Source organism: Enterococcus sp. DIV0294 (genome assembly GCF_050558155.1).
Lineage (GTDB): Bacteria > Bacillota > Bacilli > Lactobacillales > Enterococcaceae > Enterococcus > Enterococcus faecalis.
This window is the reverse complement of the sequence record NZ_CP187889.1, coordinates 2,633,087-2,647,055: the sequence shown is the minus strand read 5'-3', so window position 1 is coordinate 2,647,055 and position 13,969 is coordinate 2,633,087. Positions and strand designations below refer to the sequence as shown.

Below are 13,969 nucleotides of genomic sequence, written 5' to 3'. Positions count from 1 at the left end.
ATTCAACTGCGACTTTGTTGCAACTGCGCAAGCCATTACTTGTTCCAAGTGTCGTCAGACCTTCTTTCAAGTGATGCTTGCCATTTGCTAACAAGTTGCTGACTCAGCTTCTCTAAATAAGGAAATGGAGGGAATTCCTTTTGATCGATGTAAATAAATTCGAAAGTATGCAAATAGGGCTTGCTTCACCAGAAAAGATCAGAAGCTGGTCTTATGGGGAAGTTAAAAAACCCGAAACAATTAACTACCGTACATTAAAACCCGAACGTGAAGGGTTATTCTGTGAACGCATTTTTGGTCCAACCAAAGACTGGGAATGTGCTTGTGGTAAATATAAACGTATCCGTTATAAAGGTATTGTCTGTGACCGTTGTGGCGTTGAAGTCACTCGTTCAAAAGTACGTCGTGAACGTATGGGACATATTGAATTAGCCGCACCAGTTTCACATATCTGGTACTTTAAAGGAATTCCATCTCGGATGGGTCTTGTTTTAGACATGAGCCCTCGTGCATTGGAAGAAGTCATTTATTTTGCTTCATACGTTGTCATCGAACCAGGTGACACAACATTAGAGAAAAAACAATTGTTAACGGAACGCGAATATCGTGAAAAACGTGAACAATATGGCCAAGCCTTCAAAGCTGCTATGGGTGCCGAAGCCGTGAAACAATTATTAGATAACGTCGATTTAGATGGCGAAGTTGCGCAATTAAAAGAAGAATTAAAAACAGCTTCTGGTCAAAAACGGACACGTGCCATCCGTCGTTTAGACATCTTAGAAGCCTTCCGTGCTTCTGGTAACCAACCAAGCTGGATGGTAATGGATGTTATCCCAGTTATTCCACCAGATTTACGTCCGATGGTTCAATTGGAAGGTGGTCGTTTTGCAACAAGTGACTTAAATGACTTATACCGCCGTGTTATCAACCGTAACAACCGTCTAAAACGTTTATTAGACTTAAATGCGCCAAGCATCATTGTTCAAAACGAAAAACGGATGTTACAAGAAGCGGTCGATGCTTTAATCGATAATGGTCGTCGTGGCCGTCCAGTTACTGGACCAGGTAACCGTCCATTGAAATCTCTTTCTCACATGTTGAAAGGGAAACAAGGTCGTTTCCGTCAAAACTTACTAGGTAAACGTGTTGACTATTCTGGTCGTTCCGTAATCGTCGTTGGTCCGTTCTTAAAAATGTACCAATGTGGTTTACCAAAAGAAATGGCGATTGAATTATTCAAACCATTTGTAATGCGTGAATTAGTACAACGTGAAATTGCGACAAACATTAAAAATGCGAAACGTAAAATCGAACGTGGCGAAGATGAAGTTTGGGATATTTTAGAAGAAGTTATCCAAGAACACCCAGTTTTACTTAACCGGGCACCTACGTTGCATAGATTAGGGATCCAAGCTTTCGAACCAGTTCTTGTTGAAGGTCGTGCGATTCGTCTTCACCCATTAGTGTGTGAAGCCTACAATGCCGATTTCGATGGAGACCAAATGGCGGTTCACGTGCCTCTAAACGAAGAAGCACAAGCAGAAGCTCGTATGTTAATGCTTGCTGCTCAAAATATCTTGAACCCGAAAGATGGTAAACCAGTTGTTACACCATCTCAAGATATGGTCTTAGGTAACTACTACCTAACAATGGAAGAAGAAGGCCGTGAAGGGGAAGGCATGATCTTCCGCGACATGAACGAAGCTGTTTTAGCATGGCAAAATGGCTACGTGCATTTACACTCACGGATTGGGGTTCAAACAACACTTTTAGGTGACAAACCATTTACTGATTGGCAAAAAGAACGAATCTTAATCACCACAGTTGGTAAGATCATCTTTAACGAAATCATGCCTGTTGAGTTCCCTTACTTGAACGAACCAACAGACTATAACTTAACTGTTCAAACACCAGATAAATACTTCGTAGAAGCTGGTACAGACATTCCTGCACACATTAAAGAGCAAGAATTAGTTTTACCATTCAAGAAGAAAAATCTTGGAAATATCATTGCTGAAGTCTTCAAGAGATTCCACATTACGGAAACCTCTAAAATGCTTGACCGCATGAAAGACTTAGGTTACAAACACTCAACTTATGCTGGGATGACGGTAGGGATTGCCGATATCATGGTTCTTCATGAAAAACAAGCAATCATTGATGCTGCCCACAAACAAGTTGAAACAATTACTAAACAATTCCGTCGTGGTTTAATTACTGATGACGAACGTTATGAACGTGTAATCGGCGTTTGGAACGGTGCCAAAGACGAAATCCAACAAAAACTGATCGAAAGTATGGAAGCTCGTAACCCAATCTTCATGATGTCTGACTCTGGAGCCCGTGGTAACATCTCCAACTTTACACAGTTAGCTGGTATGCGTGGTTTGATGGCCGCTCCGAATGGACGAATCATGGAATTACCAATCATCTCAAACTTCCGTGAAGGACTTTCTGTCTTAGAAATGTTTATCTCAACTCACGGGGCTCGTAAAGGGATGACCGATACGGCCTTGAAGACAGCCGATTCAGGTTACTTAACACGTCGTTTAGTTGACGTTGCCCAAGACGTAATCATTCGTGAAGACGACTGTGGCACTGACCGTGGTCTTGAAATCGAAGCAATTCGTGAAGGTAACGAAATTATCGAACCATTAGACGAACGTCTATTAGGTCGTTATACACGTAAATCAGTTGTTCATCCAGAAACTGGTGCAATCATCATTGGTGCGGATCAATTAATCACTGAAGATCTTGCAAGAGAAATCGTGGACGCTGGTATTGAAAAAGTAACCATCCGTTCTGTCTTTACATGTAACACAAAACATGGTGTATGTAAGCACTGTTACGGACGTAACTTGGCAACTGGTTCTGACGTTGAAGTCGGAGAAGCAGTTGGTACAATCGCCGCTCAATCAATCGGGGAACCTGGTACACAGTTAACTATGCGTACGTTCCATACCGGTGGGGTTGCCGGTGACGATATCACTCAAGGTTTACCTCGTATCCAAGAAATCTTTGAAGCACGTAATCCGAAAGGGCAAGCAGTGATTACAGAAGTAACCGGTGAAGTTATCGATATTTCTGAAGATCCTGCCACACGTCAAAAAGAAGTAACCATCAAAGGAAAAACAGATACACGTACCTATACTGTCCCTTACACTGCACGTATGAAAGTTGCTGAAGGCGACATCATCCACCGTGGTGCACCGTTGACAGAAGGTTCAATTGATCCAAAACAATTATTACAAGTTCGTGATGTTTTATCTGTTGAAAACTACCTATTACGTGAAGTACAACGTGTTTACCGTATGCAAGGGGTAGAAATCGGCGACAAACATATCGAAGTAATGGTTCGTCAAATGTTACGTAAAATCCGCGTAATGGATCCAGGTGACACTGAAATCCTTCCAGGAACATTAATGGACATCGCAGAATTTAAAGACCGTAACTACGACACATTAGTTGCTGGTGGCGTCCCTGCTACTAGTCGTCCAGTCTTACTTGGTATTACCAAAGCGTCATTGGAAACAAACAGCTTCTTATCTGCTGCATCCTTCCAAGAAACAACACGCGTGTTAACAGATGCTGCTATCCGTGGCAAAAAAGATCCATTACTTGGATTGAAAGAAAATGTTATCATTGGTAAAATCATCCCAGCTGGTACTGGTATGGCTCGTTACCGTAACATGGAACCAAAAGAAGTTGGCGTAGCTAGCGAAAACGTTTATAGTATTTCAGACATTGAAGCACAAATGGCTGCTGAAGATGCGATGAAAAACATCAATAAATAAACCCTAAAAAGCCGCAAGGAGCATGCTCCTTACGGCTTTTTTTATTTGCTATAAGCAACTGATTGTGAGTAAGCCCAAACTTAAAAAGGGGACAAAGGGAAGTTTCTGTTCAACTGGATACCCCAAAAATTTACAGCTGTAGCCATAGATTAGGCCATAACTATTGGCAAAAAATAGTAGCATCAGCAACTGAGGTACCTGTAAAAAACAGCCCCACAAACCCAGTAACAAAAGATCCCCTCGCCCCATGGCTTCCGGAAAATAATGTAAGACGGCTCGGAAAAAACAAAAACAAAAAAGACCAGTCAGTAAGTAAAACGAATGCTGACCCGTCACTTTCAGCAAACAAAGCACAAGAAAACTAGGATAAAGAATCTTCGGTTCAACCACTAAATACCAGTAATCAATCAAGGATAATGTGAAAGCACTCGTCAGCCACCACCAGAGAATCAAAGCATCACTCGTCAGGCCAGCTGAAAAACAGCTTGCGGTTAAGCCGCCCATGACAAGTTCTGCTAAAAGATAACACTTAGCTACTGGCTGTTGACACTTTCGACAACGAAAGCGCTGCAGCAAAATCGAAACAACTGGAATTAATTCATAGAGTTGTAGAGGCTGGTGGCAACCTTGACAGTGGGAAGGGGGCCACCACAAAGAACGCCCTACTGGTAAGCGCTCCGCCACTAAGCATAAAAAAGAACCGAAACAGGCACCAATCAAAAAGAGACTCAAGAAAAACATAGGTTACCTCCTTAAAAATAAACTACGCTTTTTTTAAACTTTTTCGTTTGACTAGACAAATCTTTTTTTGTTAGGAATAATAAAAGAAACAAGAAATGAGGGAATCAAATGGAAAAATTAGCGATTGGTGTCGACGTTGGCACCACGCAAGCCAAAGCAGTGGCTTTTCAAGCAAATGGCACAGTCGTAGCTTCTAGCTATGTGCGTTATCCATTAATTCAAGAGACTGAAGGAATGGCGGAGCAAGACCCAGAAACGCTGTTCCAAGCTGTGGTGAACTGTATTCGAACCGTCACACAACAAGTGAAGAATCAACCAATTGGGCTCATTTCTTTTGCTTCAGCGATGCATGGCTTAATTGCCATGGATGCGCAAGGACGCCCATTGACCCAAGTGATTACTTGGGCTGACACACGAGCATCTGATTATGCGGAAGCGTTAAAAGAAACGCCAGCGGCCCAATTGTTTTATCAATTGACAGGCATGCCAGTTCATCCAATGGCGCCTTTGTACAAGATTCGCTGGCTGCAGGAAAATCAGCCAGCCGTTGCGCAGAGCGCGGCCAAGTTTATTGGGATTAAGGACTACATTTTTTACCGTTTCTTTGGCGAATACTGGACAGATTATAGTAGTGCTTCGGGGATGGGTTTATTTAATATTCACACGCGGCAATGGGAATCGTCGATTTTAGCGTATTTATCTATTGAGGAGGAACAGTTGCCAAAAGTTGCCCCGTCAACGTTCATTTTTCCAGCGTTAGCGCCTTCTTGGCAAGAGATGCTTGGTGTTGAGGAGGAAACGGTTTTAGTTCTTGGTGGTGCGGATGGCCCGTTGTCTAATTTAGGTTTGGGAGCGCTAGGAATGGGTGTAGCGACTTTGACCGTTGGTACGAGCGGCGCACTTCGGTATATTGTCGAAGAACCTTTTTTGCATCCGCAAGGTGAAACGTTTTGTTTTGCTCTAGATGAACAGCACTGGGTGATTGGTGGCGCAAGTAGTAATGGTGCAGTTGCGTTAGATTGGGCGAGCCAAACGATTTTTGCAGAAGAACGTCAGCAAGCTATCCAAAACGGGACCAATCTCTATGACCCAATTATGGCCAAAATTGCAACCGTGCCAGCTGGGGCAAATGGCTTACTGTTTCATCCTTATTTGCTAGGTGAACGAGCACCGCTGTGGAATGCAGAGGCGAGCGCAAGTTTTATTGGCTTGCGCAAAAATCACCACGCCGGACATTTAGCTCGAGCGGTGGTGGAAGGAATCTGTTTCAATTTAAAAACTATTTTAGAGGATTTGAAACAACTCGTTGGACCCGTTCAGGAGATTCGGGCGACAGGCGGCTTTGCTGATTCCCCTGTGTTCCGTCAAATCATGGCTGATGTGCTGGGAGAAACGTTATCGTTCACTGATAGCACCGAAGCTTCGGCATTAGGCGCTGTTTTGCTAGGTTGGCAAGGCTTAGGTCAGTTACCAAATTTACAAGCAGCGGCGCAACAGGTGCTGATTCATGAAACGGTCACGCCACGAGCGGATCAATTGCTAGTTTATCAAGAACTGTATCCTGTTTTTCAAGAAACCCAACAAATTTTAGCACAAAGTTATCAAAAATTAGCAGAATTCCGCAAATAATTGATAGTAAATAGCTTTGACAAATGGCTGAGAAGTTGCTTAACTAGAAGAGAGACGAAGACTTGAGGAAATGAGGATGAGGAATGAAGAAACAGCTACTACCACTATTTCTGTTATTCATTGGGGCGTTAGCAAGCTGCAGTGCACCGTCTCGTTCCGGCGAAAAAGCAGCGCAACAGTTGGTAGATTACTTTATTTATCAAGAAAAGACAGCGACATTCTCTCAAACTTTTCGTGAACCGAAAGTCTTGGCGGAGCATTTGCAGGCGAGCCGTCAACAGTTCCAGAAGCAATTTTTCAATAGCTTAAAAGAAATGAACGCTGAAGTCACCGAGACTGAAGCCCAGAAGCTTAGCACAGAATTACTGGCTCAAGTGAAGAAAAAAGCGTCATATCAACTAGTAGCCACGAAAGAATTGAATGGGCAAGCGACAATCACTTTTCAGATTAAGGGCTTAGATTTTGTGACGGCGATTGAAGATACAACCACTGCTCTTCTTCAGCAAACGCAACAGGCGACACAAGCGCTAGACATGCAGCACACGTTAGCCGTTTTAAAAAAAGAAATCCAACAAATCAATGTCAGCCATGAGCCAGTTGAACTGCCATTAACGGTTAAGCAAGTAGAAGGGCAATGGTACTTGCCGGCAGCGGAGCAACTGAGACTGAATCAGTTTTTTTTAGCTTTCGTCACAGGAAAAGAAGATACTGACGAGTTGACGGAGGCACTCGACACGATCCTCACTCAAGCGGAACAAAAAGTCGTCACTGCGGATGAAAAAACAGCGATTTCAGGAAATTAATTAGATTCTTAATTGTAATTATTATAATTTGATAATAATTTTAAAAAAGAAAGGTTTTCAGTGTACTTTTTTCACAATTCATATTACACTAAGAGTGTAGAAAAAATATTTAGGAGGATGACAAAGAATGAAATTTGAAAAAACAAAAGAAATTTTGAACCAACTCGTTGCAGATTTAAGCCAATTTTCCGTGGTAATTCATCAAACACATTGGTATATGCGTGGACCTGAATTTTTAACACTTCACCCACAAATGGATGAATACATGGATCAAATCAATGAGCAATTAGATGTTGTTTCAGAACGTTTAATCACATTGGACGGCTCTCCATTCTCAACATTGCGTGAATTCGCAGAAAATACAAAAATTGAAGATGAAATTGGTAATTGGGACCGCACCATTCCAGAACGTATGGAAAAATTAGTAGCAGGCTACCGTTACTTAGCAGACCTTTACGCAAAAGGAATCGAAGTTTCTGGTGAAGAAGGCGACGACTGCACACAAGACATTTTCATCGCAAACAAAACAGACATCGAAAAAAATATTTGGATGTTACAAGCCAAACTTGGCAAAGCGCCTGGTATTGACGCATAATTTAAAACAACTCCCAAAGCCGCTGACGTTGACGTTGGCGGTTTTTTTCTGTTTAAAAGGCACAAAAAAATAAGTGAAAATCTATTTTCTGAAAGCGCAGAAAAACATTGACTTTATCAGTGATTGAAGGTAAAATATTAAATGGTATTGTTTGCCCCACAATGAGCCCCGGAAACTCAAGTGTATGTCAAACATCGAAAACAAAATTGGAGGAAAGAAACGTGCGTACAACATATATGGCCAAAGCTGGCGAAGTAGAACGTAAATGGTACGTAGTAGATGCAACAGATGTTCCTTTAGGACGTCTATCAGCAGTTGTTGCTTCTGTACTACGTGGTAAAAATAAACCAACATTCACACCACATGTGGATACTGGAGATTTCGTAATCGTAATTAACGCTGATAAAGTAAAATTAACAGGTAAAAAAGCTACAGACAAAATTTACTACCGTCACTCAATGTATCCTGGAGGATTAAAATCAGTGACTGCTGGTGAATTACGCGACAAAAACTCTCGCCGTCTTATCGAAACTTCTGTAAAAGGTATGCTACCTAAAAACACTTTAGGACGTAAACAATTTACTAAATTGAACGTATACGGTGGAGCTGAGCATCCACATGCTGCACAACAACCAGAAGTATTAGATATCACGAACTTAATTTAAGGAGGGAAATTCATTGGCACAAGTACAATATAGCGGCACAGGCCGTCGTAAAAATGCAGTTGCCCGCGTACGCTTAGTACCAGGTACTGGTAAAATTACTGTAAACAAAAAAGACGTAGAAGAATATATTCCACATGCTGACTTGCGTGAAGTTATCAACCAACCATTTGGCGTAACTGAAACAAAAGGCGCTTACGATGTAATCGTAAACGTAAACGGTGGTGGCTATGCTGGACAATCAGGAGCTATCCGTCACGGAATCGCTCGTGCATTGTTACAAGTAGATCCTGACTTCCGTTCTGCTTTAAAACGCGCTGGGTTACTTACTCGTGACGCACGTATGGTTGAACGTAAAAAACCAGGTCTTAAGAAAGCCCGTAAAGCTTCACAATTTAGTAAACGTTAATATCATTGTTATATCAGCGTTCAAAGCACTTTCATGGTTCACGCCATGGGTGCTTTTTTTGATATTTTTTTATCTGATTCACACCACTTTTCACCCCATATTCACACCATTACTTTTTTAGATTACGATAAGCAATTTCGCCTACTGCCATTGGTACAACGTTCGAAGTATTAACATATGCCTTAGTCGTGAGCGTATCGCTATGGGTAAGAGCCATAGAAATATCTTCTAGTGAAGTTCCAGCTTGTGTTGCAAGTGTCGCTCCAGTATGTCTAAGTTTGTGTGGTGTGGCGTGTGCAAGTTCTGGGTGACGATTTCTTACTGATTTCATCTTATTGTTAAGATAGTCTGCATGTAATGGGCTATTAACATTTCCTTTAGTGTCAATATAGGTAAACACGTATTGTTCATCAGTTTGGATAATGCCAAATTTTGCTAATTCATATTTTTGTTGCTTTTTCCATGTTTGTAAAAGGTTTGCCAATTCAATAGGAATGCCAAATTTTGTTTTCTTATTGCCTTTGGTAGACTTTTTCTGTTTATATTTATCAAGAGCTTGCACAAGCTGAATTTCCTGCTGTCTTATTCCAATATGTTTCCACTGGAGAGCATAACTTTCAGATTTTCTATCACCCAAGAAAAAAGTTGTGTAAAACAAAACGTAATCCTTAAACAAAATCTTCTCGGCTTTTAGGTCTTGTTCAAAAGCGGTAAACCATGCTTGAAGTTCGCTTTGTGATAAATACAAATCTTCATCTTTTTTAGCTTCTTGAAGTTTGATTTTCTTAGTTGCTTTGATTCTTTTAATTGTTTTTGATATACGGTTAGTCTGGATATATTCAAGTTCTTCAGCCCAGTCAAAAATAGAGTTTACATAGCTACGAATCACTTTGAAGTTGGCATATTCTTCAGCTTTTTGAGTCAGTAGATTCAACACCACTTGTTTATTTTGGTTCAGAAAATCTAATGAATAATTTGCAAACATTGGCAATATATGTTTTCTAAAGACAATCTCCGTATTATCTATTGTTGCTCTTGTTGGTGGTTTGGTGGTTGAAGTGGTTTGACCAGCCTTATAAGACTCCCACCAGACATTTTTATAGAAATCCGAAAAGAGAATTGAACCATTATTTTGCGAAGAGACCATTGTTTCTCCACTCAAAACCTTTTCAATTTTATTTTGAAATTCAAGTTCGTATTTTTTAGCTTCACTCCTTGTTTTAAAACGTTTTTCAATCACTTTTTTATCAATCCCTAAGGAAGATTTAGCTTCTTCGGGAATATACATACGTAAGCGATATGTTCCATTTTTAGTTTTTGTAATTGACATAGTATTCTCCTTTTGAATTGAGCTAGAAAAATACCGTGGCTTCATTATAGCAAACCACGGTTAAAATGTTACTGATTTTGTAACCAACGATTGATTTCAGTTTTGTCAAAGCGGACGGTTCTATCGATACGAATGATAGGTAGTCCTTTTTTTACCCAACTATCTAGCGTATTATTGGAAATTCCAAGATAATCACACGCTTGTTGTTTATTCAAAAACGGACTTTCAAGACCGCTATTGTTTAACCTGTTTTCAATTTCAAGTTTAATCAAGTCGGCAATCAAAAGTTGAATTTGACGAACTTGTTCTTCTGGCAGTATTACTTGCATATCTTTTGCTCCTTGTCTCTTCAAACCATTTTTGAGATAATAGCAACAACAAAAGTAGTTGTTGACTATTTTTGTTTCTGTATTAGGTTATCTTTGCTACTTTGGACGGTGTCAGAGATAGCCTTTTTTTGATTCCATTGCATGTTGCGTATCACTTTCTTTACTAATTTATCCATAGCAAAATTACTCGCATATTTTTCAAATTCAGAAAATGTGAAAGAATAATGACGTGGTTCATAATAAGAAAGTTCACTTTTTGTCGGAAGCACTTTAGATTTCTCGGGAACGTAAAAGTGAAACTCTTCTTTAATTTCAACCAAGTAGTCAATGCGTCTTATGAATTGCCCAAGGTCTTCCCCAATATTTCCTTTTACTTGTTCAAAGAATGTTAGTGGTTCTTTTGTGTTTGTAATGATGATAACTTTTGCCGACCCCATCTTGTTATGATATCGGGCGGAAATAGGACTAATCATGTAAGGGTCTAATAGCTTTAACCAATCGGAAACTGTCAAACTATCTCCTTTAATGTCATCAAGAAACAGTATCTCTTGACCGTTATATTCGTCAAAAGCGTTTGTAGAAGCTGTTACACAAAAATCCCAGATTTGTCCATATTTCAGGGCAATCATCTGTAACAGGTTTATCAACTTTTTACTAAACAATGTTTTTCCTACACCGCTCTCAGCATTTACGAAAATAACAGTCTTTTTGAATTTTCCATCTTCGAGTTCGGCAATTGTTCGATAGCTTTTTCGTTCGCCAGCTGTATCTAATGCCTCGTTGATCTTTCGTTTATGTTGACCGTAAATCGCATAGTATTCATCTGTCAGCATGATAATGCTTTTTGTGATGTCTCCAGCTAATATCTTTTCTATTAACCAATCTACACAAAGGTCTGTTTCTTTAGCTTTTTTCGTTGCACGCCCTTTAACCCAAGTTGACATATTACGATGATACAGACTTACATAATCTTCTCCTAATACGGTCACAACCTCTTCTGGCTGATATTGGTGTTTAGACTCATCCTTAGCGTGAACAAGATAGGCTAAGCAGTTTTCATAGCCATACCGTCCCGATTTAAGTTTTTCGAGATATTGAGATTCAACTCCGATCGCTAAAGAGATTTTGTTCAAAGAAGCACCTTTTTCAAATTTTAGTAAAACATGTACATGCTCAGCTTTTTTCTTGATAACGTTTTTCAGCTCTTTGGCATCCCAGATTGATATTTCATCTTTGTCATGCTTTATGATGTATGCTTCTATCGGAATAATATCGTTATTTTGTAGCTTTTTTACAATGACTTCAAGCAATGGTCGGCAGTCGCCGTTCTCAGCTTGTTGAATTGTATCTTTGTATTCTGGTGATAACCAATACTTTTCTTCCAATTGTTGCACTAGCATAATTGCTCTCAATGCACTTTCCTTTTTTGCCATAATAGAATTAACTCCATTTTTTAATTATTCTCCTAACTATCCCCTTGATACAATAAGGGTTTGATTTTTTCAAAATCATCTCAAACCCTTGTCATATCTAGTTTTTTTGATATGCACGGCACTCGACAAGCCCAGTGCCGTGCAGGCGTTGAACATAGTTAGAATTAACATTACGATATATCTTATAAATGACTATTCATGTGAATTTTCATCTTAACTTTCACTAAACCAAGGTGTTTCATAAAAGTGTGGCACTTCCCATTTTTTTCCAGAAGCTACAATTCTAGCGATTCCTTGTCCTTTACCATAGGAACGTTTTGGCATGTCAGCAAAACCACTCATCAAATATTTTCGCTCATCAGCAGAATCAGCAGCACCACCCAACATGATAACGGCGTCAGAACAGTTGACACGAGCGAGGCTAGGTAAAAATCCTTCTTTTGTAGCAAATTGGCTAATAGCGATAATGTGGATTCCAGCAGACCCCCCAGTAGCAGATAAACGATTAATTGCGGTCGTCCATCGGGAACTAACTTTTAAAGTTTTATCGGTTTTATCTATCGACTCGAGCGAAGCATTAAGGTTTCCTAGTTCGTCAAAGAACAGTCCAATATCCGCCATGTTATCCATCTCCAGATATTTTTCTTTACCAGATTCGTTAATTTCGGATAATCGCTTATCCATGACAGTACACCAATATTCCGCACGTTCTACTATTTTAACAGGGTCAGATTCGCCGTTAAATTCTTTAACGTAGCGGTCAAATTTTGCCGAGTTGTATTCTATAGTCCAATTTTGAAGAGTCATCAACCTTGCCATATACCGCCCAGCTAATACAGACTTACCCGACCTAGTACGAGCTATTATGCTCATCATGGGAGTTATGTCTGAATGCCAAACTAAATCATTAGAAAGTTGAACCGCATGTTTATCTTCACTTATTAAACTCAAAAGCGAATCGTTATTATCTTCTACAAATAATCGTTGTGAAGTTAATGTATCTTCAAAATAAAAGATGATGAAACTATCTCCAGCAGTTAATTCAGAACTGACAACGGCAAAGCGCTGATATTTTCCAGATAAAATTCCCGACACACGTTGTTCAAATTTTTCACGGTCGGCACGTTCCCAGTTGGCAATATTTTCTATACCTATGAAACCATCGGACAAATTATCATTTAACCAAACATAAATTTCTGGCATTTCATCGCCATATCGAGTTCTGTTTGATAATTTAAGAACATCGGTTACTTGTTTATCATTGAATAGTCGCTTTATCTTTTGTGCAATTCGATGAGAACGTTTTGTCATGATTGCAACATCAAGCGATGATACTTGTTCACGATGAAGCCAAGTATATATTAGTAGTAAAAAAATAATAAAACTGCCAGTGAAAAAGAATAGTACCGGTTTGATAAGGTATGGTGCTAGTACTGTACTTTTGTATTTTGCCATGGTAAGCAATACGCCTAGTCCAATAGTAACCGCAAAGGCTATCAAAGAAAGTTGATAGCCTTGTGGTTTACAATTTGCAGTAGGTTTGATTCTGCGATATTTTCGGCTAAGCATTGCGCTGAACCACAGTTACCGAATCAGCGGCATACCAGCCGACACCATTACCAGTTGTACCACCACGGACATTTTTGAATTGTAGAAGCGTACCGAACTTCACATCTACTTTGTTTGGTACTTTGATGCTATATTCCAAGTCGTTTTTTGTGTCCACAATTGGATACTTAAACTTTCCATCGACTTCTTCAATCGACCCAATTGATAGCACGTTCAGCACTGGAATCACGTCCGTAGTGTATTCGTTGCCAGTCTTTTCACTAATCATCAGTTTCGGTTGGGTTTGTTGTTTTGTTACTTCGCTAAGTGAGCGATTCCAATTAGTTTTTGCCATTGTTTTTTCCTTCTTTCTGTTTTTCAATATCCGCAAAAATTTTTTGCAGATGGGCAATAAGTTGTTGTTCATTATCAATGCGCTCTTCAAGTTCGTTTTCTGACATCAAGTCAATATCTGAATCATAACGAATAGATAATGTGATGAATGATAAATTTTCTTGACCGTACCAAATTTCTGATAATTCAAATGGTACACTTTCAAAATACCAATCATTGCTAATGCGCTGATAAGCACTGTTTCCAAAGCTTGTCAGGCGATGCGTGCGCAAATCTCGAAGAGTTTGTTTCATATCTTGTGGCATGAGAGAAATCCTCCTTTCTTAATTTTCTTTAGTTTAA

Annotated in this window: 13 protein-coding genes; 6 read left to right on the top strand and 7 right to left on the bottom strand. The window is 39.7% G+C overall.

Annotated features, from left to right (window positions below; translation table 11 throughout):
* The first annotated feature begins 140 nt into the window (after positions 1-140).
* Positions 141-3,794, top strand: coding sequence for a DNA-directed RNA polymerase subunit beta' (rpoC, locus tag IGJ20_RS12815; protein WP_002354777.1), 3,654 nt, complete (start codon positions 141-143; stop codon positions 3,792-3,794).
* Between the two features lie 48 nt (positions 3,795-3,842).
* Here the strand turns inward: rpoC and IGJ20_RS12810 are convergent, their stop codons facing one another.
* A complete protein-coding gene (locus IGJ20_RS12810; protein ID WP_126254828.1) occupies positions 3,843-4,535 on the bottom strand; it encodes a prepilin peptidase in 693 nt (230 codons plus the stop codon).
* 108 nt (positions 4,536-4,643) lie between these two features.
* On the opposite strand from IGJ20_RS12810, the gene IGJ20_RS12805 reads away from it, so the two are divergent.
* The 5 genes from IGJ20_RS12805 (at position 4,644) to rpsI (ending at position 8,633) form a co-directional block, all read left to right on the top strand.
* Positions 4,644-6,164, top strand: a complete 1,521-nt coding sequence (locus IGJ20_RS12805) for a gluconokinase (protein WP_126254827.1) — start codon at positions 4,644-4,646, stop codon at positions 6,162-6,164.
* A gap of 83 nt (positions 6,165-6,247) precedes the next feature.
* The gene (locus IGJ20_RS12800; protein ID WP_085443200.1) at positions 6,248-6,967 is read left to right on the top strand and encodes a DUF5105 domain-containing protein; all 720 of its coding nucleotides are present in this window, start codon (positions 6,248-6,250) and stop codon (positions 6,965-6,967) included.
* A 127-nt stretch (positions 6,968-7,094) separates the two neighbouring features.
* Positions 7,095-7,562 (top strand): Dps family protein, encoded by a 468-nt coding sequence (locus tag IGJ20_RS12795; protein WP_002354782.1) that lies wholly within the window; start codon positions 7,095-7,097, stop codon positions 7,560-7,562.
* Positions 7,563-7,798: 236 nt separating this feature from the next.
* Positions 7,799-8,227 carry a 50S ribosomal protein L13 gene (gene rplM / locus IGJ20_RS12790; protein ID WP_048670019.1) on the top strand — a complete coding sequence of 143 codons (429 nt, stop codon included), beginning with the start codon at positions 7,799-7,801 and terminating at the stop codon, positions 8,225-8,227.
* A 13-nt stretch (positions 8,228-8,240) separates the two neighbouring features.
* The gene (rpsI, locus tag IGJ20_RS12785) at positions 8,241-8,633 is read left to right on the top strand and encodes a 30S ribosomal protein S9 (protein WP_002354786.1); all 393 of its coding nucleotides are present in this window, start codon (positions 8,241-8,243) and stop codon (positions 8,631-8,633) included.
* 109 nt (positions 8,634-8,742) lie between these two features.
* On the opposite strand, the gene IGJ20_RS12780 is transcribed toward rpsI, so the two are convergent.
* The 6 genes from IGJ20_RS12780 to IGJ20_RS12755 form a co-directional block, all read right to left on the bottom strand.
* Positions 8,743-9,963 carry a tyrosine-type recombinase/integrase gene (locus IGJ20_RS12780; protein WP_126254826.1) on the bottom strand — a complete coding sequence of 407 codons (1,221 nt, stop codon included), beginning with the start codon at positions 9,961-9,963 and terminating at the stop codon, positions 8,743-8,745.
* Positions 9,964-10,031: 68 nt separating this feature from the next.
* Entirely contained in the window at positions 10,032-10,292 is a 261-nt protein-coding gene (locus tag IGJ20_RS12775) for a helix-turn-helix transcriptional regulator (RefSeq protein WP_126254825.1), read from the bottom strand.
* 65 nt (positions 10,293-10,357) lie between these two features.
* Positions 10,358-11,725 (bottom strand): Rep family protein, encoded by a 1,368-nt coding sequence (locus tag IGJ20_RS12770; protein ID WP_126254824.1) that lies wholly within the window; start codon positions 11,723-11,725, stop codon positions 10,358-10,360.
* A gap of 213 nt (positions 11,726-11,938) precedes the next feature.
* Positions 11,939-13,294 (bottom strand): cell division protein FtsK, encoded by a 1,356-nt coding sequence (locus IGJ20_RS12765; RefSeq protein WP_126254823.1) that lies wholly within the window; start codon positions 13,292-13,294, stop codon positions 11,939-11,941.
* Complete coding sequence (locus tag IGJ20_RS12760; RefSeq protein WP_126254822.1) at positions 13,287-13,628, bottom strand: hypothetical protein; 342 nt, start codon at positions 13,626-13,628, stop codon at positions 13,287-13,289. Before IGJ20_RS12760 ends, IGJ20_RS12765 begins: the two co-directional genes overlap by 8 nt.
* On the bottom strand, positions 13,615-13,932 hold the full coding sequence (locus tag IGJ20_RS12755; protein ID WP_126254821.1) for a hypothetical protein: 318 nt from the start codon (positions 13,930-13,932) through the stop codon (positions 13,615-13,617). Before IGJ20_RS12755 ends, IGJ20_RS12760 begins: the two co-directional genes overlap by 14 nt.
* Between the last annotated feature and the right edge of the window lie 37 nt (positions 13,933-13,969).